The sequence below is a fragment of the Pirellulales bacterium genome (assembly GCA_036267355.1).
GTDB lineage: Bacteria > Planctomycetota > Planctomycetia > Pirellulales > DATAWG01 > DATAWG01.
The window spans coordinates 26,557-51,363 of record DATAWG010000025.1 but is presented as its reverse complement, the minus strand read 5'-3'; the positions used below and the strand labels follow the sequence as shown (position 1 = coordinate 51,363).

Genomic DNA, 24,807 nt, shown 5'->3' with positions numbered 1-24,807 from the left:
CGTTTCATGATCCACCGTCCGGTACTGGCCCGCCCAGTGCTCTCTCATTACGCCGCGGCGGGTTGCGTGGCCCAGCGAACCGGAATGCCTTCGTCGTGCATTCGCTGCTTGACTTGGGCAATCGTGAATTGCCCGAAGTGGAAAATTCCCGCGGCGAGCGCCGCGTCGGCATGGCCGATGCGGATCGCATCGACGAAATGTTCCGGCCGGCCCGCCCCGCCGCTGGCCACGACGGGGATCGAAACGGCCTGGCTCACCGCCGCGGTAATCTCCAAATCGAAACCGTTCTGAGTGCCGTCGGCATCCATGCAGGTCAGCACGATTTCACCGGCGCCGAGTCGTTCGACTTCCTTCGCCCAGGCAATCGCTTCCAGGCCCGTGCCGATGCGGCCGCCGTTGATATGCACTTCCCACAGCTCGCGGCCGTCGCGCTGGATGCGCTTCGGGTCGATATTCACCACGATGCATTGATTTCCAAATCGGCTGGCGGCCTGGCGAACAAAATCGGGATCGCGCACCGCCGCCGAATTGATCGACACCTTGTCGCTGCCGGCATTCAACAGCGCGCGGATATCGTCGAGCGAGCGGATGCCGCCGCCGACGGTGAGCGGCATGAACACGACTTCGGCCGTGCGGCGCACCACGTCGAGCATGATCGCCCGGCCTTCGTGGCTGGCGGTGATATCGAGAAACACGAGTTCATCGGCCCCTTCGGATTCGTAGCGCGCGGCGACTTCGACCGGGTCGCCGGCGTCGCGGAGATTCAGGAACCGCGTTCCTTTGACGACTCGTCCGCGGTCGACATCGAGACAGGGAATGACTCGTTTTGCAAGCATAAATGCGTAGGTCGGGCTTTCCAGCCCGATGGCTACAGTAGGCCGGGCTTTCCAGCCCGACGGCTGCGGCAACGGGCCCTCGGCAGCCAATTTTGGGAGTCATCGCCGACCAGCCCTGGCGGCGAAGCACTGTGACTGTTCCGTAGTCGCCGATTCATTCGGCCAGCAATCGTCCACTGTAAATCGCCCGCCAAACCGGGTCAACCCGCCGGGCGAGCTCGAATCGAGGAACCCCGTCTGGCCACGAGAGTTGCGTTGAAACCGGCCTGCGAGCCGCGGCACATCCGCAATTGCCTCACACCTTCACTTGCGCTTCACAGCGGCCGAAGATCATTCGCCCGGCGCTGGTTTGCAGCACGCTGGTGACGGCGACGCGAACCGTGTGATGGATGTGTTCCCGGCCTCCTTCGATGACGATCATCGTGCCGTCGTCGAGATAGCCGATCCCCTGGCCCGCTTCCTCGCCTGGCTTGACGATCCGCACCTCGATCGTCTCGCCGGGGAGAAACACTGGTTTGAGGGCGTTGGCAACGTCGTTCAAATTGATGACGCCGACGCCGTGCAGCTTGGCCACCTTATTGAGATTGTAGTCGTTCGTGACGACTTTGCCGTGCAGATGCTTGGCCAGGAACACCAGCTTCAAATCGACGGCTTGGCCTGCGAACTCGGGCAAGTCACGATCGAAGATGATCAGTTCCACTCGAGCATTGGCCCGCAGTCGGTTGAGCACATCCAATCCGCGGCGGCCGCGGCTGCGGCGAAGCCGGTCGCTGCTATCGGCGATGCCTTGCAGTTCGGCGATGACGAATTGCGGCATGACCAATTGGTGATCGAGAACATGCGTTTCGACGACGTCGGCGATTCGGCCGTCGATCACCACGCTGGTGTCGAGCACATAGGGCGTGCGGCCTTTCACCTCCTTGGCGAACTCGACGTAGGGAATGATGAAGCGGAAATCGTTTTTCGTCTGCAAGAGCACGCTGATGCACGTATAGCAGAGCAGAGTGCCGAGCGCCGAATCGATCCACAGGATCACCGGGGCATTCGGATTGGTGAGCAGCGGGCTGAGGGCCAACCGCACGACGTAGGTCAGAAACATCCCCACGACCAAGCCGAAGTAGACGGCGGAGATCGTTTCCAACTGCTTTCGCGGCACGAGTTGATCGACGGCGATGACCCCCACCGACAGCAAAACCGCTCCGGCAAACACGATCCACGGGATCCACGCCGGGCTCGAAGGCAGGATTCCCGAATTGATGAGCCCGACGCCCAGACCGATCGCCACGAGCACGAACACCAACCGTAGAGCGACGAGCGAAACGTTGGACATTGATTGCCCCAGAGGACGGAGAAAAAGCCGCAAACCCATTCCGACAAGAAGTCATTTTGCAAGGAGAACTGGCCTGCCATCTATCTTAGTCGAATACCACCGGCTTGCCAGCGGCGGCCGGCAATGCGGGAGCTGCCGCACAAACGGAGCGTTTCGAGAGCAGCGCTTCGAGTTGCCTTAACGTTGGCCGGCGGCGAGAGCGTCGTGCAGCAACGAGAGAAGCGCTTCCAGCGATTGCGGAATCACATTGAGATCGGCCACCACCGGCATGAAATTCGTGTCGCCGTGCCAGCGCGGCACAATATGCCAATGCAAGTGGCCCGGGACGCCTGCCCCGGCGACGCGCCCCAGATTCAGCCCGATGTTAAATCCGTCTGCCTTGATCTGCTCTTTCAACAAATCGACCATGCGGGCGATGCTTTGCACCATTTCCAGATGCGTTTCCGAGCTCACCTCGGCAAGCGATGCCTGATGGGCCCGCGGCGCGACGAGCAGATGGCCATTGTTGTAGGGATAGCGGTTCAAGAGCACGATGGAATGACTTCCGCGGGCGACGACGAGGTTCGCGCGATCGTCGGCATCGGCGGCCGAACGGCAGAGAAAACACTCCTGATCGGCGCCGGCAAGCCACTGCATCGGGCGCTGGAAATCGGCGGGCGGCGGATTGCTGCCCTGGATATAGCCCAAACGCCAGGGGGCCCACAATTGGTCGTGCGACAAAATGGATTCTCTCGTCTAGTGGGATTCGCGACGCCGCTCGCCCGCGCCATCCGCCGCGGAGCGGCGCGCTACGTAGACCGCGAGCCCTTCGCGGAAGCGGTCGGCCAGAAATGGCGGGCCGACGACAAGCACAAGTCTAGAATTCGGCCGTTGCACGGGCAAGACGAGCGCGAATCGACTCCGCACTCCATCCGCCAGCCATGTCGAGGGCAGTTCTCGTTTCGCCCAGTGATCCGCCAAACACCGTCACCCATCTCGCTTCAGCAGTGGTCACGCATGGTTCTCGACGGGACATGGCCGACGCCGGGCTAACCAACGCTTTGGGGGCGAAACACCGTTGGGGTTTGGATTCGCCGGTGCCAACGGAGCAAATGCGGCCTCGATCGCTTCTCTCGTCTGCGAAGTCCTCGTGCGACATTGCGTGGCCTATCTTTCCGGTCGGCAGCATGAACTTTCCGCTTCGGCCGGGTCACTAATCCTGGGGAGCTTGCGAATGCCGGTTCTGCTGTTTTGCGTCGGCAGAGGCTTCTGGGGCTTCTGTGGTGTTGATAGCGTTTTCCAATCCCGGCCATTAGAATGGAGAGTCGGCAAAGCAGAATCCACCGTTACGAGGGTTAACTCGTGTCGCCAGCGGAAGTTCATCAGGCCAGCCAGCAGTATTTTGTCCGGATTCACCGTGCTGCGCTGATTCTCACCGGCAACCCATGGGACGCCGACGATCTGGCCCAAGAGACATTTTTGGTGCTGGCGCGGCAGTCCAACGGTTTTGCGGGCAGGAGCACGCTCTACACGTGGCTATACGGCGTGCTACTGAATCTGGAGCGGCGCGAGCGGCGGCGGCATGGCATGCGACGGAGGAAACTGCGCGTGTTGTGGGACGATCGGCCGGCCGATCCACGAACGGCTCCGGCGGCCGATACTTCGCTGGAAGTGGCCGAATGGAAGCAAGGCTTGTGGGGCCAAGTGGCCAAACTGCCCGACCCACAACGCCACGCGTTGGTGCTGCGGTTTGGCCAGCGATTATCGTACGAGGAAATTGCCCAGGCGCTTGCCTGCCCGTTGGGGACCGCCAAGTCGCGGATTTTCAATGGTTTGGCGGCATTGCGGGAGTTGATGGATCGGCAACAGCAAGATTGGATCAGCATACCGGCCCACCCGGCTGAGGATTTGAATCATGCCCTTTGACAGGCCGCGGATTTTTTCGCCCGGCAACCCGGCCGGCGAGAATCGCGACCGCGCGATAATATCGCCGCGCGGTCCGGAAGATTCAAATGGGGTCCGCGCCAGCCACGATCTTTCCCCGCGCGGTTTTGCAATGAGCGATTCAACGATGAACGATTCAAGTGCCGGCGAGGAATCAGGCCTTTCGGCCGAGATGCAGGTACTGGCAGCTCATTTGCGCGGCGAAGCCGATTCGCTTGCAGAGCGCTATGCGCCCGCAATCAGCTCAACCCCCGATGCGACCGTCAAGGGATCGCCGGCTCGCGATCGTCGTTTGATGCGGCGATGGTTGTGGCAGAGCACGGCGGTCGGCGTGGCGGGACTGGCGCTTTTGGTTTGGCAGGTCGAACGGCGCCATGAATCGTCGCGGTCGACCGCGCCTTCAATAACCACGGCTCCAATCACTGCATCTGCAACCGTGGATCTCAAACGGAGCCCGAGCTCGCACGAAGCGTCAGCTCCGCCTGTCCCGCCGGCGATGGTCGCAACGCATGGCTCGCCGAAGAATGCGTCGGAGCCAGATCCAGCCGCAATCCGGCATACACAGGGCGTCGCGGAAGTGGGGATTGAGCCGGTCGCTGTCGAACGGCATCCGCCCGTGGATCAGATCGAAATGCTGCGATTGCAAGTAAGCGGTTTTGAAAAAGTGATTCATAAGTTGCAGGCCGAGTTGATGGCCCGCGACGCCACCGAAATCGAATCGCAGCGACGAATCCAATCCCTTCAAGAAGAAGTCGCTAGCTTGCGCAAGCAACTCGGCGATAAGCAGCCCGGCGAAACGCAAATTGGCGATAAGCGTTAGGCATGCGCTTCGCGCCGTCGGCTTTCGATGTTCGACGACCAAACGGCCCTAAAGCGAGCGAGCGTGCCGGTCGTTGTCTTTTCGATGCCCGCCGGATAGAAATTGGGCATGGGGTTAGCCATCGCTATCAGTTGGCCAACCCAGGCGACGCATTCCGAGCCGACCATCGGCCGGGCGCGGGGTCTGCAACAACCGCTCGGAGCGGATCGGGCCGTTGACATCGACGGATTACAGGCGGAGACTCTGCGATGAATGGATTCGACCCGCGCTACCTCAAACGTCGCCGCAACGAACGACCGAGGCGCGGCGCGACCGGTTTTGCTCCGTTCATAATCGTCGCGGCGATCTTGGCCGGAGTCGCCATCGCCGTGGTCGTTGCGGTTCGGGCGGCTGCGCCTGGCCAAGAGCCCGCCAACGGGGCGAACAGCGCGGCCCCCGAGAATCCACTGCGATCGCCCGGTTCTCAAAACCCACCCGCCGGACGGCCACCATCCGAAGGCTGGGGGAAAAATTCTCCGCCGGGCACGGCAGCAGGCCAACCTCAACCATCCGCCACGAGGCGATCGCCGGCGGTATCGAGCACCTCGCCCGCGGCGCCGAACACCGCGGCCGCTACCGCCACTCCCGGAAGGCATCCGCTCGACGCGGCAATCGGGATGGCGGAAAAAGTGCTGGCCCATCTGCAAAAAGATGTCAAAGACTATACGTGCGTGATCGTCAAGCAAGAACGCCTGGACGGCAATCTCGGCGAGCCGCAATTCATGGCCGCCAAGATTCGCCAGCAACCGTTCAGCGTATTCCTCGATTTTCTGAAGCCCGACGACATCCGCGGTCGTGAGGTGCTCTACGTGGCGGGGGCCAACGATGGCGACCTTTTGGTGCGCAACGGCAGCGGATGGACTCGCAGCCTCGGCATGCTCAAGCTGCCGCCGACCGGTCCAATCGCCATGCACGACAATCGCTATCCGATTACCGACCTGGGCCTGATGCCCCTCACCCAGCGGCTGCTGGAAATCGCCCGGCGCGACCGAGGCTTCGGCGAAATCGAAGTCCACTTTTTCAAGAATGCCAAGGTCAACACCCGCGTGTGTACGTTGATCGAAGTCGTGCATCCAATCGAGCGCCGCACTTTCTTGTTCCACAAGGCGCAGATCTATATCGATGACGAATTGAATGTGCCGATTCGCTACGCAGCCTACATGTGGCCCAAGAAGTCTGGCGACGAGCCGCCGCTCGACGAAGCCTACACGTATCTCAACCTGAAACTGAACGTCGGCCTGACCGATGCCGATTTCGATCCGCACAATCCGAAGTATCACTTTTTCGACAAATGAAACGGAGCGCCGGTTGTTAGGCGCCATGCCCACGGCCCTGCGGTTGCCTTGAGTGGGCATGTGCGTCGCGCTCGGGAACATGGCCATGCAAAGCCTGGGGCATGGCGCCCAGATCAATTATCGCAATGGAACGGCAATCCTCACGAGTGGATCAGCATGCCCGGTAAGAACATCTTCGCGCGGATTATTGATCGGGAAATTCCGGCCGAGATCGTTTACGAAGACGATTGCTGCCTGGCATTTCGCGATATCGCGCCGCAGGCGCCGCTGCATGTGCTGCTCGTGCCCAAGCAGCCGATCGCTTCGCTGGCGGATGTCGGCGATGCCGATCGCGAGTTGATGGGGCATCTGCTGCTAGTGGCGCGCGAACTGGCACGAAAATTTCAACTCGACGGCGGCTATCGCGTCGTCGTCAATTGCGGTCCCGACGGCGGCCAAACGGTCGACCAGCTGCATTTGCACCTGCTCGGCGGCCGCCAAATGAAATGGCCGCCGGGATAACGCGAATGTCCGGGGCACGTCAGGCGCTCGGGCGTGCCGGCGTGGATTCTTGTACGGATGCCCCCGCGAGCGCCCACTATTATCTTTAGCGGCGGTTTTTTGCCTGCCGCGGACCGATAGCACGCATTTCCCGTACTTGGAGCTTTCGATGCGACTGACGCTACGAACGATGCTGGCGTATATGGACGACATCCTCGAGCCGGCCGACCACCAGGATGTCGGCCAGAAGATCGAGGAGAGTGAATACGCCACGAACCTGTTGCATCGGATTCGCGATGTCACCCGGCAAATGCGCATGGGGGCGCCGAAAGTCTCCGGCCGCGGCATGGGCCTCGATCCGAACACGGTGGCCGAGTATTTAGATAATGTGCTGTCGGGCGAACGGGTGCCCGATTTCGAACGGGTATGCCTCGAGTCGAATGTGCATTTGGCGGAGGTGGCAGCCTGTCATCAGATTTTGAGCCTCGTGCTCGGCGAACCGGCGGAAGTCGATCCGGCTTTGCGGCGGCGAATGTACGACCTTGCCGCTCGCAGCCAGGAAACGGGCATTGCGGGGGTGGATGACGACGAAACCACCCCTCCGCCTCGAACCGACATCGAGCCGCCCGAATTGGCGGCGGCCGCGGCGGCTGGAGCGGGAACAATTGCGTTGGACGGGGGGCACGATGCGCATGTCGTGCCGGCTCGCCAGCGGCCGGAGGTGCCCGAGTATTTGCGTGCGTCGCGCCGCTCTCGCTTCTGGCCGATCGCGATCACGGTGCTATTGGCGGTGTGCTTGCTTGCCGCAATCTCTCTGGCCATGTTTGGCTGGGACAACAATCCGACGCTCAAATGGTTGCCCTGGTTTAAGCCGGCGAATGTTGCGCAAAACGACAATTCAAAGAACGGAGTTAACGGCAATAACCCAGCGCTGCCGGCCAAGGGCGGGCCCGCCATTAATGGAAATACTGTCCCGCCGGCTGTTGTTCCGGGCGGCAATGTCGCGCCAGGCTCGACCGTCAATCCGGCCGGAAATGGGTCGCTGCCGCCGCTGCCTCCACCGATTTCGCCCGCGGGAGCGTCAACGGCGAATCCGGTTGCAGGCGCGAATGGCAGTCCGGTAAATCCCGCCAGCGGATCGCTTCCTCCGGGTTCGGCCTCACCATCCGCGACCGGGCAATTGCCCGCGTTGCCGCCACCGATCGCGGGAACGAATGGCGGGACGAATGCGGCATTGCCGCCGGGTTCGCAAGCGCCGCCGGCCGGTCCGCCGCCCGGCCCCGGCCCGGTCATCGGGCCGGCCCCGGCAAACGCGGTGGTCGGCGGGCCAATCGAAGTCGGCCCCGCAGCAGGGCCGACGGGAAATGTTCCAGGAGCCGTCGCGCCAGGGCCGACGGGCGGTCCACCCCCTGTTCCTCCTGGACCGCCAGCAGGACGGCGAAATGAAATAGCCGGCACCGCAGCACCCCCCGGCGGTGCCCCTCTTCCAGCGAATCCGGCGAATGCCAAGCCCGCCCCCACATTCGGCCCCCTCTCCGAGCGTCTCGGCCGAATGGTGTCCGAACAAGAACTATTGTTGCGCCTACCGGCGGGCCAAACCGAATGGCAACGCGTTAGCCCCGGCATGACGCTGGGCGTCAAAGATCGGTTGCTTGCGCTACCGACCTTTCGGCCAACCATCACGCTCTCCGCCGGCGTGACCATTCAACTCTTGCCGGAAACCATGATCGACCTCAGCGGCTACGATGCCGATGGAGTGCCGGTCGTGGGCGTAAATTATGGCCGGCTTATTTTGTCCACCCCCGGCAAGCCGGACGTGCGATTGAAACTCATCCTCGGCGACACCGCCGGCACGCTCACGTTCTTCGATCCCGACGCCACCGCGGCCCTCGAAATGCGGCATATTCTCGTGCCCGGCACCGACCCGCAAACCGGTTTGCCCAAGCTGGCCGTGGCGCTGTATGCGACCGCCGGCCAGATCGATTGGACGGGCGTAATGGGAGCGGCGGGGGCGGCGCGCGCCGTCGCGCCGGCCAACCAGCCGTTGTCGCTGCCGAATGGCGGAAAGCTCACCGCGCCGGCCCGGATCCTGCTCGCCGGCAGCAGCGCCGACTTTTCCGGCAGCGACCGTGAATTGCCCCATTGGTTTGTCAGCGATCCGATCAATCCGCTCGATAGCCGCGCATCGCAGGTGATGAACGAAACATTGGACAGCAAAACGTCGGTCACGGTCGGGCTGAAAGAGCTGGTCGAGCATCGCCGCGCGGAAAACCGTTCGCTCGCCGCGCGCTCGATGGCCCTGATCGATGAATTCGACCCCTTCGCGTCGCTGCTGAACGATCCCGATCAGCGGGCCGTGTGGCCGGTGGAGATCGAATCGCTGCAAGCCGCTTTGGCCCGCGGCCCAGTGACGGCGGGGAAGGTTCGGGCGACGTTCGAAAAGCAGCGCGGCAAGGATGGCGACGATCTGTATCGGCTGCTGTGGGGCTACAACAAAGATCAGTTGCAATCCGGCGCGGCCCCGGTGTTGGTCGACGATTTGGACAACGATAGCCTCGATTTTCGTGTGCTGAGTTTTTACAACTTGCAAAAGATCGTGGGCAAAACGTTTGATTATCGCCCCGAAGCGACGGCCGCCAATCGAGCCCAGCCGGTTCGCCGTTGGCGCGAGCAGTTGAAAGAAGGGCTGATCGTCCCGAAGGGCTCGCCCCCCAGCAAGGCCCAAGCGACGGCTGCAAAGACTCCAGATATGCCGCTCGAATCCGACGCATCCCGAGGCCTTGAGCCGCCGGCAAAACCGCTTCCAAACGAAGTGCCGTCGCCAATCGCCCCGACACCCAAACCCCCCGCCACACTCCCACCCCCGCCAAACCCGTCGCAGGATTGAAGGCAGACGGGCCAGCAGGGGCCAGAGAACAGGGGCCAGAGAACAGAAGCCGACGATCGCACGAGCGGCGCTTTGTATCCGCCCCGTTTCTCGCTGGCCTCTGACCCCCGGCCCCTGACCCCTGCTTCCCCCCGGTTTGCGTTTATGGCGGCGAGCCGATATATTTAGGATCGTGTAAAAAAGGCCGCCCGGGCCGTTTCCTGCCTGGCCCCGGGATGGCTGATCGGCTTGGTTCCCGCACGTCCCACCTTGGCGCGGTGCCAGCGATGGCGCGATTCAATTGCTTCTACTTTCAAATCCGGGCGCTGCCGCGCCTTCGCGCCGCGCTCGCGGCCATCCCGCTCGTCTTGCTCTGGCTGGTGGCAACCGGAACAGAGCCGGCCCATGCGGCCCCGAAAGCTGAACAGGCTCCCGCTGTCGCTGCCGGTTCGCCGGCACCAGCGGGCCAGAATCTGAACTTCGTCAACGACATTGTGCCGGTGCTGACCAAGTACGGCTGCAATAGCGGCGGATGCCACGGTCGCGGCAGCGGGCAGAATGGTTTTAAACTGTCGCTGTTCGGCTTCGATCCACCGGCCGATTATTCCGCGCTGGTCGACGAAGGGGACGGCCGGCGGATTTCTTGGACCGCTCCCGACGAATCGCTGATGTTGCTGAAGCCGACGGGCAAAGTGCCGCATGGTGGCGGAGTGCGGTTCGATGCCGATTCGGCCGCCTATCGGCAGCTTCGCCTATGGATCGCCGCCGGCACGCCCTGGGGCGACGATCGCGCGCCGCAGCTTGCGTCGATCGCGGTCGAGCCGGCGGAGAAAATCCTCGCGCCCGGCGAAAGCCTACAACTGAAAGTCGTCGCCCGCTATAGCGACGGCAGCACCCGCGATGCATCGGCCTTGGCCGAGTATTTCAGCCTTCGGCCGGCGAATCTGAGTGTTTCGTTCGAGGGCCTGGTTCGCTCGCTCGGTGAAAGGGGGGACGCGGCGGTGATGGTCCGCTATCTGGGGATCGTGGCCGTGTCGCGGATGACGGTGCCGTATGCCGACAAACCGCCCGACGTGTCTGCCGCCGCCTTCCAGCCGAAAAACTATATCGACGGGCTCGTGCTCGAAAAATGGCGCAAGCTCGGGCTGGCGCCCAGTCCGCAGGCCACCGACGCCGTGTTTCTGCGGCGGGCATATCTGGACGCGATCGGCACGCTGCCGACGCCGAAGGAAACCCGCGACTTTCTGGCCGACGCATCGCCCGACAAGCGCGACCGATTGATCGATCGCCTGCTCGAGCGGCCCGAATATGCGATCTATTGGTCGCAGCAATGGGGCGACATCTTGCGCAACAAGCAAGTCGACGGTAGCCACAAGGCCGATAGCCGTAAGTTCGAAGATTGGCTGCGCGACGCGTTTGCCAAGAACATGCCGTTCGACAAGTTTGCTCGCGAGTTGATCGCCGTCAGCGGAAAGATCGAAAACCATCCGCAAATGGATTGGTATCGACAACTCAACACGACGCAAAATCGGGTCGAAGACACGGCGCAAGTGTTTCTCGGCCTGCGCGTGGCCTGCGCCCATTGCCACAATCATCCGTTCGAGCGAATCTCGCAAAACGACTACTGGCAGTTTGCGGCCTATTTCGCCAAGGTCGATGCGATGGGCTATGGCCCGGTGAAAACGGTCGGGCTGAAAGACGATGGCTCGGTCACCAACCCGCGCACCGGCAAGACGACGACCCCCAAGCCGTTCGGCGGCGCCGATTGTGCATTTGTCAAAGGCCAAGATCCGCGACAAAAACTCGTCGATTGGATGGTCGCCAAGGAAAACCCGTATTTCGCCCGGGCAATCGCCAACCGTATTTGGGCCCACTACATGAATCGCGGTCTGGTCGAGGCGGTCGACGATCTTCGCGCCACCAATCCGCCGACGAACCCGGCCCTGCTGGATGCGCTGGCCGACGATTTGCGCCGGCATGGCTTCGATCTGAAATTGTTGATGAAAAACGTGATGAAGTCGGCCGTGTATGGGCTCAGCCCGGAGCCGACGCCGGCGAACGCGATGGACAAGGAAAACTACGCCCGGCACTACCCAGTGCGGCTGTCGCCGCAAGTGCTGATGGACGCGATCGACACGGCCACGGGAGTGCCGACGAAATTTCGCGAATTTCCCGACGTGAAACGGGCCATCCAATTGCCGACCGAAGCGGAGCCGAACGATTTTCTCGACATCTTCGGCCGATCGCGGCGCGATACGCCCTGCGTTTGCGAAACGCACCTCAAGCCGAACCTATCGCAAGTGCTGTATATGATGTTCGCGCCGGAATTGGAATCGGCGATTGCCAGTCCGCAAGGAACGGTGGCCCGATTGCTCAAGGAACAGAAATCGTCGGCCGAGATCGTGGGGGATCTGTATTTGCTGACGGTTTGCCGGCCGCCATCGGCCGACGAATTGCACGATGCCGTGGCGCTCGTCGATGGTGCGAAGCAGAAGCAACCCGTCGTCGAGGATTTGCTGTGGACGCTCCTCAACTCGAAGGAGTTTTTGTTCGATCACTAAAATGCCGGATCGCACCGCCAATTGGAGTCGCTTCCTCGCTAACGCTTCGGGCTTGTGTAGGAAATACGAGCCCGCAGCGCTAACAAGGACACAAGCCCGAAGCGTAAGCGAGGGCGCCCCGCTACTAGTGCTGCTTCAACGCTGGATTTTGCGATGGTCAAAGCGATTTGCCGCCTCACTACCGACCCACGATCCCAAATCTTTGAACCGACGCGGCACTAGCCCGCAGCGCAAGCAAGGAAGTGTAAGCCCAGCAACTCGCCATTTTTGGCATAATAACCATCCCGCACTTTCATGCTCCGCCAGGAGATTCGCCATGTTTCTGAACCCCATCATCGCTGCCCCGCATGTCGGCGCCGTTCCCCAGTCGATCTCGCGGCGCGGCTTCATGCGGCGAGGAGCGGTCGCGATCGGCGGCATCGCGCTGGTGAATTTGTTGCGGCAAGAAGCGCTCGCCGCCGGTTCCGGTTCGGCCGCCGCTGAAAAGCGCAGCGTGATCCTGCTTTTCCAACAAGGTGGCCCGAGCCATCTGGAAACATGGGACATGAAGCCCAACGCGCCGATCGAATACCGCGGCGAATTCAAGGGCATTTCGACCAGTATTCCCGGCTATCAGGTCGGCGAATACATGCCGCGGCTGGCGAAGCTGTGCCACAAGCTGGCCATTTTGCGGTCGGTCTATCACGATTCGACCGAGCACAGCCAGGGCGTTCACACCGTGCTCACCGGCTACAAACCGACCAAGAATGCCCCGGGCAACGAGTTTCCCAGCGTCGGCAGCATCGTGGCCAAAGAACTCGGTCCGCGGGCCAACGGCATGCCGCCCTATATCGCCACGATGACGGCCATCGACAGCTCCAACGCCGCCTATTTGGGCGTCGAATACAATCCGTTTCAAACGTTTGGCTATCCGCAATCGAGCGGGTTCCGCGTACGAAATATGGCCCTGCCCGACGGCGTCGATTCCAGCCGGCTTGCCCGGCGGCAATCCATGCTCCGGCGGTTCGACGATTTTCGCCGCGAAGCCGATGCATCGGGCGCGCTTGCGGGGATGGACAACTTTTCCCGCCGTGCGATGGAACTGGTCGGCAGCCCGGAAATTCGTCAGGCCTTCGATTTGAACAAGGAGCCGGCGGCGCTTCGCGAGCGCTACGGCGCTCAAAGCTCGACCGCTCAGAGCATGTTGCTCGCCCGCCGGCTCGTCGAAGCGGGAGCAAGGTTTGTCACGGTGCGCGTCGAAGGGGCCTGGGATTCGCACAAAGACAATTTCACCGCTCATCGCGCGCTCCTTCCGCCCTGGGATCAATCGCTCGCCACGCTGATCGAAGATCTCGATAGCCGCGGCATGCTCGACACGACGCTTTTGATCATCGGCGGCGAATTCGGCCGCACGCCGAAGATCAACAAAGACGCCGGCCGCGACCATTGGCCGATGGTTTATTCGACCGTGCTTTGCGGCGGCGGCCTCAAGCAGGGAATCGTTCTCGGCGAAAGCGACGCGCTGGCCGAGTCGCCTCGAGTGCGCCCGATCAGCGTGCAAGACGTGCTGGCCACGGTCTACCATCAACTCGGCATCAACACGCACAAGACGTTCTGCAACGAAGCCCATCGGCCCGTCGAAATTCTCAACTACGGCTCTCCGATCCAGGAGATTTTGTGAGCGGGATTCGGCGTCAACGTAGCAGGCACACTCCGTGTGCCGTCGGCGGTGCTATTGCGGCTGGCCATCGGGGACGCGTCGCAAGCCAATTGATCGTCTGCGATCTTCCGTCGCCAAGTGGCAGCGCTCTCGAAGAATCGGCGGCGTCAAGCAAGGGCGGACGGCACACGGAGTGTGCCTGCTACGTTACGGGCACGTCGAGCATCGCAATGCGTTTTCGCGGGGTTCGTTTCGGTATTGCCGGCATGATCGCTGCCATCGTGGTGCAAGCCACGGCAGTTTTCGCCGCCGAACCGGCAACGAAGCCATCTCCCAAACCGGCCGCCATCGCTGCGCAGAAGATTCCCGTCGCCGAGTTGCGGCGCACGCAGCCGATCAATTTCGAAACGGAAATTCTTCCGCTGCTGGCCAAGAATTGCCTGGCATGCCACAAGTCGCCGGATGCGGAAAACGATCTGATTCTCGAAACTCCCGAGGCCATTCGCAAAGGGGGCGATCATGGGCCCGCCGTCATACCGGGCCAAAGCGCCAAAAGCCTGCTGCTGCAAATGGCGGCGCACGAGCGCGAGCCGATCATGCCGCCGGTCGACAACAAAGTGGCCGCCGTCGCGCTCGCTCCCCAGCAGCTCGGGCTGATCAAGGCCTGGATCGATCAGGGAGCACAAGGCTCGGTGGGATCGATCGCCCGGGCGGTGCAACGCACCGCGCCTCCGGCGGCCGCGCATCCGATCATGGCGTTGGCAATCGCCGCCGACGACGACTACGCCGCATGCAGCCGGGGCGACAAGCTCGACATCTACAACCTGCACGGCCCGCGCTTGGCCGATGAATTGGTTGATCCGGCGCTCGTTGCCCGCGGCCGCTCGGCCGCGCACGACGACCTGATTCGCTCGCTGACCTTTAGCAAAGACGGCGACGTATTGGCGTCCGGCGGCTTTCGCACGGTGAAACTCTGGCGCCGGCCGCATGGCTCGCTCGATCAAGAAATCGTCGCACCGGACTCGGTGCGATCGATTGCCGCAAGCCCCGCTGGTTCGCTGCTCGCGATCGGCACGCAAAGCGGCACGATCGAATTGCTCGATCGATCCGGCAAGCAATCTCGAAAACCGCTGGCCGGGAAACACGATGCGGCGGTGACCGCGCTCGTGTTCTCGCAAGACGGCACGCGACTCTATTCAGGCGGACTCGATAAGACGATCCGCATCTGGGAAGTCGCCAGCGGCAACCAGATCGCCAGGCAATCGGCGCCCGCCGAAATTCGCGCGATCGCTCTCCTTTCCAGCGGTAATCGGATTGCCAGCGGCGATGCCGACAACGTGATCCGCATTTGGGATTTGGCGACCATTCTCAAGCCGCCCGCAGGCAACAAGCCCCCGCCGCCGCTTCGCGAGCTGAAAGCACACTCGAAGCCGATCACGGCGCTCGCGATCCTGGCTGGGGGAAAAGCCGAGCGATTGCTCTCGGCCAGTGAAGACGGGCATGTGCGAATATGGGATCCCGCGACCGGTGGATCGCTCCGCGATCTCGATCAAGGCGCCCCGGCAACCGCGGTCGCAGCCAGCGCCGATGGCCGACGGATTCTCTCGACCGCCGCGAATGGCAACGCACGGCTCTGGGACGCCGACGATGGCAAATTGATCGCCGACATGAAAGAAAGCCCGCTTGTGTCGCGGGCGATCGCTCGGGCCGACGGCGCTTGGAACTACGCCCAAGCCTCGATCGAATATCGCAAGGAAGAGTTGCGTGAGGCCGAGGAAACAGTCAAGCGCGAAACGACGGCTCTCGAGGAGGCAAAGAAAGCGAAAACGGCCGACGAAAAAGCGGTTGTCGACAAGACCGCGCCGGCTGAAAAGGCCATCGCCGCCCGCGCTGCCGCGGAAGCCAAGGCCACGGAAACTGCCGCCGAGTTCAAAACCGCCAGCGACAAAATGACCGCGGCTCGAACCGCCGCCGAGCAGGCCGGCCAGAAAATCGAGCCGTTGCGAAAGGCGCTCGAACAGGCCCGGCAAGCCGCCGACAAAGACAAGAACAACAAAGATCTCGCCGCCGCCCGGCAAACGGCCGAGAAATCGCTCGCCGATGCCGAGGCCGCGAAGCGTACCGCCGACGCGGCGCTCGCGCCGAGCACGGCTGCATTCCGCGACGCCGAGCAGAACAAAGAACGGACAAAACAGGCCGCTGGCGATGCGGCCGATCGAGCCAAGCAGCCCGAGCGCGAACTCCAAGAAGCCAAAAACACGCTGCAAGGCAGAATCAGTTTCATCGCCACCGCCACCACCGTCGCCGATCGGGCCAAAGCGGCGGTGCCCCTCGCCCAACAAGCCGTTTCTCAAGCCGAGTCGACCGCAAAGCAACGACAGGCAGACCGCAACAAGCTCGTCGAAGCGGCAAAGAGCCAACGACCGCTGCGAGCCGCCGCATTTTCGCCCGATCGCCGCTTCGTCGCCATCGCCGGCGACGACGGCGCGATCCGGCTGTGCGACGCGTCGAACGGTATGGTGATCGAGATTTTGGGCTCGCAAAGCGATGGAATAGGCGCGCTGGTATTTGCCGCCGATGGCAATCTGACTGCAGCGCCGGCTGCCGTAGCGACGCTCAGGACAATCTCCGCCGCAGGCGAACATAAAACCGGCTCGCCGTCGAATCAAAAACTGCGCGTGTGGCGCATGCCCGGCAACTGGCGGCTCGAGCGCACGATCGGCAGCGAAGACGATCCGTCGCAGTTGGTCGATCGGGTGTTGTCGCTCGATTTCAGTCCCGACGGCAAACTGCTGGCTACCGGCGGCGGGCTCGCTGCCCGTTCCGGACAGTTGAAGCTCTGGAACGTTGCCGATGGCAAGCTGATGCGCGAAATTCCTGCGGCGGCCCGCGACACGATTTTCGGCGTGCGGTTTTCGCCCGACGGGCAATATCTGGCCGTCGCCGCCGCCGATCGATTGCTGCGCGTTTTCCGCGTTGCCGACGGCTCGCTTGTGCGCACGTTCGAGGGGCATTCGAGCCACGTGTTGGCCGTCGCCTGGCATCCCGCGGGCCATCTGCTGGCCACCGCCGGGGCCGATCGCGCCGTCAAGGTCTGGAATTTCGACACCGGCGCCGCGGTGCGAACGATGCGCGGCGACAGCTATCTGCTCGGCGACTACAAAGGCGAAATCACCTCGATCTCTTTCATTGGCAACACCGACCATATCCTCACCAGCTCGGGCGACCACACCGTGCGAATCCACCGCACCTCGAGCGACCGCGATGTGCGGGCATTCAAGGAGGGCGCCTCGTTCATGCACGCCGCCGCCGCCACCAGCGACGGCAAGCTGATCCTCGGCGGCGGCCACGACGGCATCTTGCACATTTGGAACGGCGAAACCGGCTACCCAGTTCTGTTGCTCGAGCCCACCGGCAACCCAGCGACAATTCCCTCTGCGGCAATTTTCTCCTCCGCCGTCCGGAGATAAGACCGCCAGCCCAGGGCGGAGCCGCGCGAGCGGCGCAGCCCTGGGAACGGGATGCAACATGTTACCCGGCTCTGACGGGCCGTTCACAATCCGCGTCGCCCGTTGAGCGGTCCTTACAGGGTCGCCGCATCGAACCGTTCAGCGACCCAGGCCTCCGCCGTTTGCGCGGCTTCGGCCTGGGCCGACAGAATCGGCCTTTCAGGCCGTGGCCGTACAAAAAAAGGCCGCCCGTTGCCGGGCGGCCTTCTGGTTTCGCTACGTGACCCGTGCGATCGGTTTGCAACCGACCGGAAGCGGAGCTTACTTGTTGGTCGAAGGGGTGGTCGTTTCGGTCTTGTCGCCCGGCGTCTTGGTGGTTTCCTTGGTCGTCGTTTCCTTGGTCGATCCACCGTTGTTTTCCGGCTTGACGGTGGTTTCGGTGGTGGTCTTGTGCTCGGCAGTGCCGTTCGGGCCGGAGGTCGAGGTGCTGGTCTCAGCCTTCTTTTCGGTCTTGCCACTGTCGCAACCGACGGTGACAACACCCAGCGACGCAATGACGACGAACGCAAGCAGGCGCTTCATGATAGGTCCTTCCAATAAAGGGTGGGATACCGCCTCCAGACCGGAACCATTCCGACTGTCGGCGCAAAACATAGTCGCGATGGCATTTTTAAATCTGGCGGAGAAGCCGACTGAATTGCCGGCGATTCTGCCCGTTCGCTGCCGGCGGGCGCTGCCAGCAACGAAAGCCACCCTATCGTAGCTTTGCGACAACCCACTCGCAACCGGGTAAAAGCCGATTTTTTCGGCCAAGAAAGCCGTTCTTTGGCCGAGTTTTCAGCATGATCGGCTCAAGCGACCGAAACGCTTGAATCGAGATAAACGTCTTGAACCTTGTTCAATAGCTCGACGCCATCCTTCATCGGCCGTTGAAAGGCCTTTCGGCCGCTGATCAGGCCGGTGCCCCCCGCGCGCTTGTTGATCACTGCCGTGCGTACGGCTTCGGCCAGATCGTGTTTGCCCGAGGCCCCACCCGAATTGATCAGCCCGCACCGGCCCATATAGCAATTCAAGACCTGATAGCGCGTCAGATCGATGGGGTTGTCGGACGATAGTTGCGAATACATGCGTTCGTCGTATTTTCCATAGCTCACGCCGCCGGCATTCAAGGCCAGATAGCCGCCGTTGTTCTCCGGCAGTTTTTGCTTGATGATGTCGGCCTGGATCGTGCAGCCGAGGTGGTTGGCCTGCCCGGTCAGATCGGCGGAGAGATGATAATCCTTGTCTTTCTTGAACGCCTTATTGCGCAAATAGCACCACAGAATCGTGGCCATGCCCAGTTCGTGGGCGCGGGTGAATGCCTGGGCCACTTCGACGATCTGGCGATCGGCATCTTCCGAGCCGAAATAGATCGTCGCGCCCACCGCGGCCGCGCCCATGTCGAATGCTCGGTCCACCTCGCCGAACATGATCTGCTCGAACTTGTTTGGATAGGTCAGCAGTTCGTTGTGGTTGATTTTGACGATAAACGGAATCTTGTGGGCAAACTTGCGGGCGCAGATCCCCAACACTCCGAACGTCGATGCCACGGCGTTGCAGCCCCCTTCGATTGCCAGCCGCACGATATTCTCCGGATCGAAATATTCCGGATTCGGCGCGAATGACGCTCCCGCCGAATGCTCGATGCCTTGATCGACCGGCAGGATCGACACGTATCCCGTTCCGGCGAGGCGGCCGTGGCGATGGATCCAGGCGAAATTCCCCACGACGCGGGCGTTCCGATCGCTACCGACGAACACGCGATCGACGAAATCCGGCCCCGGCAGCACGAGCTGTTCTTTGGCGACGGTGCGGCAGCGATGTTCCAACAGGTTCGCCCCTTCGTCGCCCAAGAGTTTGATGATCCAATCGCTCATGACGGGCTCCTTGTTTCAAAGTCGTGCTTGGCTCGATCGGCTCAACTACGGCGCCCGCCATTATAAGCCTTCGACCTCGGCCGAATACCCGTTGCCCTTTCGCAGATGGAAAAACTCACAAATGCGACGGCTGACTCTGAAATCATCGAACGCAAACGCAAATGCAGCGGCTCGCAACTCGCTTGCGGTTTCGCGCGTGTCCTCGCGGTCCGCCCGACTTCGTCCCTCGCGGTTGACCCTTTCTCCGAAAGCGGCTTATAATTCGGCGAATTCACAGGTCTGCTTGATCTGTCTCGCCCCACCCGTTATCGAGGAAATCCCACATCATGGCCACTGAAACCGCTTCCCCAGTCGGAATTCACGACGACAATACGCAGTGCATGGGCAATACGCCGCTCGTTCGATTGCGGCGCGTGACCGAAGGGTGCGTGGCGACCGTGGTGGCCAAAGTCGAAAGCGCCAACCCGATGTGGAGCGTCAAGGATCGAATCGGCGTGGCGATGATCGACGCGGCCGAGCGCGACGGCAAGATCAACGGCGATACGATCGTCATCGAGCCCACCAGCGGCAACACCGGCATCGGCTTGGCATTCGTGTGCGCCGCCCGCGGCTACAAGCTGATGGTCACCATGCCCGAGAGCATGAGCCTCGAGCGCCGGCGGATGCTCAAGGCGCTGGGGGCGGAATTGATTCTCACTCCGGCCGCCGAAGGAATGCCCGGAGCGATCCGCAAGGCCGACGAACTGTGTGCGGCGAACAAGAATTATTTCCAGCCGCAGCAGTTCAAGAACCCGGCCAATCCGGAAATTCATCGCAAGACGACGGCCGAGGAAATCTGGCGCGATACGGAAGGGCAAGTCGATATCGTCGTCAGCGGCGTGGGCACGGGGGGAACGATCACGGGCTGCGGCGAAGTGCTCAAGAAGCGCAAGCCGGGCGTGAAGATGATCGCCGTCGAGCCGGCCAACAGCCCGGTGATTTCGCAGAAGCGCCGCGGCGAGCCGCTGAAGCCGGGGCGGCACACGATTCAAGGTCTCGGGGCCGGCTTCATTCCCGATGTGCTGAACGTCGGCATCATTGATGATGTCGTCTTGGTGCAGGATGAAGACGCGGCGGAAACGACCCGCAAGCTGGCGAAGCTCGAAGGCCTGATGTGCGGCATCAGCAGCGGCGCCGCGGCATGGGCCGCGATCGAAGTGGCCAAGCGCCACGAAAACCGCGGCAAACTGATCGTCGTCGTGCTGCCCGACTTGGGCGAACGCTATTTGTCGACGAAGCTCTATCCGGAGTGAATCGCTGGCTCCGCGACACGCAGCGCCGATTGGTAGTTCACGAACCCCGATCAACGCACCGCTGGCGAATTGCTATTCCGTCGACTGTGCTCGTCGGGTTATCGCCGTCGCGCCCTGCGCCTTTTGCTGACGATCCGTTTCGACAAAGCTGGTCTAGTGCGCATGCCGCGACGCGCTACCGCGAACCGACTGTTCCTCATTGGTGTCCATTCAGGCGATTGCTTCGGTATGGTTATCGATTGGGCGACGCGCGCGTACGCCAAGATTAGGAGGGCAGGACGATGGGCGAGAGGGCACAAGCGGCCCAGACGATCAAGACGGCAACGTTGTTCTCGCCGTCCACCGATGACGTTGCAACGATCATGTACCACGTTCGGTACGAGATTTAGCAGGCATGCGTCGTGCCAAAGCACGACCAAGATGATCCTCACATTAAGGAATCGGTATACTTGGCGATGCAGTTGCACGCTCGGCTGCTATTGGATTTTTTCGAGCATGAGCGCGGCGCCCGCCGCAGGGAGCGAGACGTTTATTGTTTCGACTTCGGGTTCGAGCCACGTCATGTTGACGTGTCGCAGGACGACCGAGATCGCCTCGACAAGGACATCGCCCATCTCACGTACTGGAGGCTTCGTCACACGCCGACGAGCCGGCCGTGGCCGTTAAACAGAATTGTCACGCCGGTGGCGGCGCGTGCCGCCGAATTCGTTTCGTACGCGGTCGATAACCCACCCAACGGCGCGTCTGCCGATGAGCTAGAACGGTGGAAATCGCTCCAGCTCGTGTTCGCAAACTCGCGCGCATCGGGGAAATGAGCCGGAGCTTGCATCGCGTTGGTTGGGTCTGCGGACCCCGGCGGGCAGCGCACGTCCTTATTCCGGCGACAATAATCGTCCGATCGATTCCTCATCCATGTTGTACGCTTCGCAGAATGCTTCGATCGTCCCATATCTCGCTTCGATGAGCCGTCTCATTCTCCCCGGTTCTTCGTCCCATTGGGCCATCCCGGTCGCCACCATCGTTCGACCACCTATGTCTTGTGCAATTCGCCAGGCAGCGGTTTTTGTGGTTTCGCGGCGTGTCATCCCACGGCTCTAGCCGAACTTGGCGACCTCCGGCATGTAAAGTTGTGGTAGTCGATCCAAGTGGCACCGCTTGCGGCAAAATCTCGCAGCCTTGCGACGACTTGGCGCTCGTCCGGCTGGAGAGTCGTCAGGTCGTATGTTTTGCCCCGATAGCACGTGTAAGTATTACCATCCGCCATCTTGCGTCCCCTCGTGAATACACTCGCCGCGCGTACCCAGCCAACCATTTCGTTTGTGCGAAGTGCGTCGGTCTATTCCTCATCCGTCCGCAGCTTTGCGAGGATGCTGTAATCCTCGAGCGTCGTCGTGTCGCCGATGGTTTCTTTGCCGCTGGCGATGTCGCGCAAGAGGCGGCGCATGATCTTGCCGCTGCGCGTTTTCGGCAACGCGTTGGTGAAGCGAATGTCGTCGGGCTGGGCCAATGCGCCGATCTCCTTCCGCACGTGCCGCTTCAGCTCGTCGCGCAGTTCTTCGCTCGGACGATCGGCCTTGAGCACGACAAACACCGCCACGGCCTCGCCCTTCACCTCGTGCGGCCGGCCCACTGCCGCGGCCTCGGCCACCGCCGGATGGCTCACCAGCGCGCTCTCGATTTCAATCGTGCTCAGCCGATGCCCGGCCACATTCAGCACGTCGTCGATCCGGCCCATGATCCAGTAATAGCCGTCGGCATCTTGCCGGCAGGCGTCGCCGGCCAGATACATGTGCGGCACCTTGCTCCAATAGGTTTCCCTGTAGCGGGCATCGTCGCCCCAAATGCCGCGCAGCATGCCAGGCCATGGCTTCGTGATCACAAGCCAACCGCCGTGCCCTCGCTCAACGGGTTTGCCGGCCGAATCGACGATCGCGGGCACCACGCCCGGCAGTGGCTTGGTGCAACTGCCGGGCTTGGTGGGAATTGCTCCCGGCAGCGGGCTCATCATGATGCCGCCGGTTTCGGTTTGCCACCAAGTGTCGACGATCGGGCAGCGCTGCCCGCCGATCTTGCGGTGATACCACATCCACGCTTCCGGATTGATCCCTTCGCCGACCGTGCCGAGCACGCGCAGGCTCGACAAGTCGCAAGCGTCGACCCAATGATCGCCCCATTTGACGAACGAGCGAATGGCCGTCGGGGCGGTGTAAAAAATGCTGACGCGATATTTTTCGATCAGCCGCCAGAACCGCCCTTCGTCGGGCCAGTTCGGGGCTCCTTCATACATCAGCACCGTCGCCCCGGCCGTAAGCGGGCCGTAAACGACGTAGCTATGCCCGGTCACCCAGCCGCAATCGGCCGTACACCAAAACACGTCTTCATCGCGATGATCGAACACCCATTGAAATGTTTTTTTGGCAAACAGGTTATAGCCGGCGGTGGTGTGCTTGATTCCCTTCGGCTTGCCGGTCGATCCGCTGGTGTAGAGGATGAACAGGGGCGCTTCGCTATCGAGACGGGCCGCCTCGCAATGCGGATCGGCCTCGCTCATCAGATCGTGCCACCAATGATCGCGCCCTTCTTGCATATGCACCGGCGCGCCGGTGCGCCGCAGCACGACGCAGTTCGTCACCGTCGGCGATTTCGCGAGCGCTTCGTCGACATTGCGCTTCAGGGGCACTTGCTGCCCGCGCCGCCAGCCGGCATCGGCCGTGATGACGAGTTTCGCCTGGGCGTCGTTGTTCCGATCGGCGATCGCTTCGCTGGAGAATCCGCCGAAGATCACGGAGTGGATCGCTCCGATCCGTGCGCATGCCAGCATGGCGATCGCCAGTTCGGGCACCATCGGCATATAGATTGACACGACATCGCCCTCGGCGATGCCGAGCTTCTTGAGCACGTTGGCGAATTTGCATACTTCGCGGTGGAGCTGTTGGTAGGTAAGCGTGCGTTCTTCGCCTGGCTCGCCTTCCCAGATCAGCGCGGCTTTGTTTTGCGTCGGGGTGCCGAGATGGGCGTCGAGGCAGTTATAGGAAGCGTTCGTTTGCCCGCCGACAAACCATTTGGCGAACGGTTCGTTCCATTCGAGCACTTTGCCGAAGGGCTTGAACCAATGGAGTTCGGCGGCTTGGCGTTTCCAAAACGCTTCGATATCGGCGGCCGCCTCGTCCCACATGCGTTCGTAGTTGGCCAAGGAACCGATATGGGCCTTGGCGGCGAATTCGGCCGACGGCGGAAAAAGCCGTCCTTCTTGCATCACGGAATCGACGCTTCCGCCCGGCTGCTCTGCCATTGCAAATCCCCCTGAAGAAAAGGCTACAGGCTTGAGGCTACAGGTGCGCGCAAGCGGACCGGCGCCGTCGGCGTGTAGGCTGTAAGGCACTAAGGCTCGGCCGAAAAATAACCGCTTTTCGAACCGTTCACCCTGCCCCTCTCCCGCAGGGGGGCTGTGGAGAAGTTATTTTTCGGCCGAGCCTTAGGTGAAATTCCGGGCCGATTCTAAATCCGCGTCGATGGAAGTGTCAAACAGCGGGAAGGCTGAAGGCTTGAGGCCACAGGAAGAACGCCGGCGTCCGCTTGCGCGTACCGGCAGTCTGTAGCCTTAAGCCTGTGGCCTGTATAATGGGTTTGCGGCCCCCGGATTCGCTTCGCCGGCCGAACCGCGTTCCTGGCCATTACGTATTGCTTATGAGCCTTGCCTCCGAACCCGATCGCGTGGCAATTGCATCTCTGGCCCGATCGGCCAGGAGCGATGAGCAATTGCTGCTGGTCTATCGGACGGCGGGCGATTCGGCGGCCTTTGAGGAGTTGGTGCATCGCTACGAGCGAGAGTTGTATAGCTATTTGCGGCGTTATTTGACCGATGCCGCGATGGCCGAAGACGCCTTTCAGGCCACGTTTCTCCAAGTTCATTTGAAGTGCGGCCAGTTTGAGGAAGGGCGAAAATTCCGGCCCTGGCTTTATACCGTTGCCACGAACCAAGCCATCGATGCCCAGCGCCGCAATCGGCGGCATCGATTGCCGAGCCTCGACCGGCGGGGAAACCTGGCCGATGGCGGCGAAACCGGCTCGCTGGCCGATGCGCTCGTGAGCCGAGAGCCGGATGCGGATAGCAATTTGCTCCACCAGGAGCAGCGGCAATGGACCCGTGGAGCCGTTCGGCGGTTGCCCGAGGCGCTGCGAAAAGTCGTGCTGCTGGTTTGCTACCAAGGGCTGAAATATCGGGAGGCGGCCGAGACGTTGGGCATTCCCGTCGGGACGGTCAAAAGCCGGTTGCACGCCGCCGTGGAAAAACTTACGGAATCGCAAGAGCATTCGCGGGACGAAACTTGACCGCAACGGCGAACCACGAGCCCGAAGCG

The 24,807-nt window shown here is 61.9% G+C and carries 17 protein-coding genes; 11 read left to right on the top strand and 6 right to left on the bottom strand.

Annotated features, from left to right (window positions below):
- Nucleotides 1-47: 47 nt before the first annotated feature.
- The 3 genes from hisF to VHX65_03990 all read right to left on the bottom strand — a co-directional run bounded on the left by hisF (nucleotide 48) and on the right by VHX65_03990 (nucleotide 2,886).
- Complete coding sequence (gene hisF / locus VHX65_04000) at nucleotides 48-836, bottom strand: imidazole glycerol phosphate synthase subunit HisF (GenBank protein HEX3997696.1); 789 nt, start codon at nucleotides 834-836, stop codon at nucleotides 48-50.
- Between the two features lie 295 nt (nucleotides 837-1,131).
- Complete coding sequence (locus VHX65_03995) at nucleotides 1,132-2,166, bottom strand: PIN domain-containing protein (GenBank protein HEX3997695.1); 1,035 nt, start codon at nucleotides 2,164-2,166, stop codon at nucleotides 1,132-1,134.
- A 177-nt stretch (nucleotides 2,167-2,343) separates the two neighbouring features.
- Complete coding sequence (locus tag VHX65_03990; protein HEX3997694.1) at nucleotides 2,344-2,886, bottom strand: HIT domain-containing protein; 543 nt, start codon at nucleotides 2,884-2,886, stop codon at nucleotides 2,344-2,346.
- Between the two features lie 621 nt (nucleotides 2,887-3,507).
- Here VHX65_03990 and VHX65_03985 point away from each other — a divergent pair.
- The 8 genes from VHX65_03985 (at nucleotide 3,508) to VHX65_03950 (ending at nucleotide 17,259) form a co-directional block, all read left to right on the top strand.
- Nucleotides 3,508-4,071, top strand: coding sequence for an RNA polymerase sigma factor (locus VHX65_03985; GenBank protein ID HEX3997693.1), 564 nt, complete (start codon nucleotides 3,508-3,510; stop codon nucleotides 4,069-4,071).
- A 145-nt stretch (nucleotides 4,072-4,216) separates the two neighbouring features.
- Nucleotides 4,217-4,909 (top strand): hypothetical protein, encoded by a 693-nt coding sequence (locus VHX65_03980; GenBank protein ID HEX3997692.1) that lies wholly within the window; start codon nucleotides 4,217-4,219, stop codon nucleotides 4,907-4,909.
- A gap of 248 nt (nucleotides 4,910-5,157) precedes the next feature.
- Complete coding sequence (locus VHX65_03975; protein HEX3997691.1) at nucleotides 5,158-6,243, top strand: DUF1571 domain-containing protein; 1,086 nt, start codon at nucleotides 5,158-5,160, stop codon at nucleotides 6,241-6,243.
- A 156-nt stretch (nucleotides 6,244-6,399) separates the two neighbouring features.
- Nucleotides 6,400-6,744, top strand: a complete 345-nt coding sequence (locus VHX65_03970; GenBank protein ID HEX3997690.1) for a histidine triad nucleotide-binding protein — start codon at nucleotides 6,400-6,402, stop codon at nucleotides 6,742-6,744.
- 148 nt (nucleotides 6,745-6,892) lie between these two features.
- On the top strand, nucleotides 6,893-9,610 hold the full coding sequence (locus VHX65_03965; protein HEX3997689.1) for a hypothetical protein: 2,718 nt from the start codon (nucleotides 6,893-6,895) through the stop codon (nucleotides 9,608-9,610).
- Nucleotides 9,611-9,876: 266 nt separating this feature from the next.
- Nucleotides 9,877-12,150 (top strand): DUF1549 domain-containing protein, encoded by a 2,274-nt coding sequence (locus VHX65_03960; protein HEX3997688.1) that lies wholly within the window; start codon nucleotides 9,877-9,879, stop codon nucleotides 12,148-12,150.
- 316 nt (nucleotides 12,151-12,466) lie between these two features.
- On the top strand, nucleotides 12,467-13,810 hold the full coding sequence (locus tag VHX65_03955) for a DUF1501 domain-containing protein (GenBank protein HEX3997687.1): 1,344 nt from the start codon (nucleotides 12,467-12,469) through the stop codon (nucleotides 13,808-13,810).
- Between the two features lie 245 nt (nucleotides 13,811-14,055).
- On the top strand, nucleotides 14,056-17,259 hold the full coding sequence (locus VHX65_03950) for a c-type cytochrome domain-containing protein (protein ID HEX3997686.1): 3,204 nt from the start codon (nucleotides 14,056-14,058) through the stop codon (nucleotides 17,257-17,259).
- Nucleotides 17,260-17,559: 300 nt separating this feature from the next.
- Here the strand turns inward: VHX65_03950 and VHX65_03945 are convergent, their stop codons facing one another.
- Together VHX65_03945 and VHX65_03940 are read right to left on the bottom strand one after the other, a co-directional pair.
- Nucleotides 17,560-17,820, bottom strand: coding sequence for a hypothetical protein (locus VHX65_03945; protein ID HEX3997685.1), 261 nt, complete (start codon nucleotides 17,818-17,820; stop codon nucleotides 17,560-17,562).
- A gap of 269 nt (nucleotides 17,821-18,089) precedes the next feature.
- A complete protein-coding gene (locus VHX65_03940) occupies nucleotides 18,090-19,154 on the bottom strand; it encodes a class I fructose-bisphosphate aldolase (GenBank protein HEX3997684.1) in 1,065 nt (354 codons plus the stop codon).
- A gap of 326 nt (nucleotides 19,155-19,480) precedes the next feature.
- Here VHX65_03940 and cysK point away from each other — a divergent pair, with 326 nt between their 5' ends.
- Both cysK and VHX65_03930 read left to right on the top strand, forming a co-directional pair.
- Nucleotides 19,481-20,446 carry a cysteine synthase A gene (cysK, locus tag VHX65_03935; protein ID HEX3997683.1) on the top strand — a complete coding sequence of 322 codons (966 nt, stop codon included), beginning with the start codon at nucleotides 19,481-19,483 and terminating at the stop codon, nucleotides 20,444-20,446.
- Nucleotides 20,447-20,895: 449 nt separating this feature from the next.
- The gene (locus VHX65_03930; protein ID HEX3997682.1) at nucleotides 20,896-21,261 is read left to right on the top strand and encodes a hypothetical protein; all 366 of its coding nucleotides are present in this window, start codon (nucleotides 20,896-20,898) and stop codon (nucleotides 21,259-21,261) included.
- 521 nt (nucleotides 21,262-21,782) lie between these two features.
- On the opposite strand, the gene acs is transcribed toward VHX65_03930, so the two are convergent.
- Entirely contained in the window at nucleotides 21,783-23,738 is a 1,956-nt protein-coding gene (gene acs / locus VHX65_03925) for an acetate--CoA ligase (GenBank protein ID HEX3997681.1), read from the bottom strand.
- Nucleotides 23,739-24,133: 395 nt separating this feature from the next.
- Between acs and VHX65_03920 the strand changes: the two genes are divergently transcribed.
- Complete coding sequence (locus VHX65_03920) at nucleotides 24,134-24,778, top strand: sigma-70 family RNA polymerase sigma factor (protein ID HEX3997680.1); 645 nt, start codon at nucleotides 24,134-24,136, stop codon at nucleotides 24,776-24,778.
- Nucleotides 24,779-24,807 lie beyond the last annotated feature (29 nt).

Coding starts and splice junctions, on each gene's coding strand:
- VHX65_03920 (HEX3997680.1), top strand. CDS start 24,134: ATGAGCCTTGCCTCCGAACCCGATCGCGTGGCAATTGCATCTCTGGCC.
- VHX65_03955 (HEX3997687.1), top strand. CDS start 12,467: ATGTTTCTGAACCCCATCATCGCTGCCCCGCATGTCGGCGCCGTTCCC.
- VHX65_03970 (HEX3997690.1), top strand. CDS start 6,400: ATGCCCGGTAAGAACATCTTCGCGCGGATTATTGATCGGGAAATTCCG.
- VHX65_03965 (HEX3997689.1), top strand. CDS start 6,893: ATGCGACTGACGCTACGAACGATGCTGGCGTATATGGACGACATCCTC.
- VHX65_03980 (HEX3997692.1), top strand. CDS start 4,217: ATGAACGATTCAAGTGCCGGCGAGGAATCAGGCCTTTCGGCCGAGATG.
- VHX65_03950 (HEX3997686.1), top strand. CDS start 14,056: ATGATCGCTGCCATCGTGGTGCAAGCCACGGCAGTTTTCGCCGCCGAA.
- VHX65_03940 (HEX3997684.1), bottom strand. CDS start 19,154: ATGAGCGATTGGATCATCAAACTCTTGGGCGACGAAGGGGCGAACCTG.
- acs (HEX3997681.1), bottom strand. CDS start 23,738: ATGGCAGAGCAGCCGGGCGGAAGCGTCGATTCCGTGATGCAAGAAGGA.
- VHX65_03960 (HEX3997688.1), top strand. CDS start 9,877: ATGGCGCGATTCAATTGCTTCTACTTTCAAATCCGGGCGCTGCCGCGC.
- cysK (HEX3997683.1), top strand. CDS start 19,481: ATGGCCACTGAAACCGCTTCCCCAGTCGGAATTCACGACGACAATACG.
- hisF (HEX3997696.1), bottom strand. CDS start 836: ATGCTTGCAAAACGAGTCATTCCCTGTCTCGATGTCGACCGCGGACGA.
- VHX65_03945 (HEX3997685.1), bottom strand. CDS start 17,820: ATGAAGCGCCTGCTTGCGTTCGTCGTCATTGCGTCGCTGGGTGTTGTC.
- VHX65_03975 (HEX3997691.1), top strand. CDS start 5,158: ATGAATGGATTCGACCCGCGCTACCTCAAACGTCGCCGCAACGAACGA.
- VHX65_03995 (HEX3997695.1), bottom strand. CDS start 2,166: ATGTCCAACGTTTCGCTCGTCGCTCTACGGTTGGTGTTCGTGCTCGTG.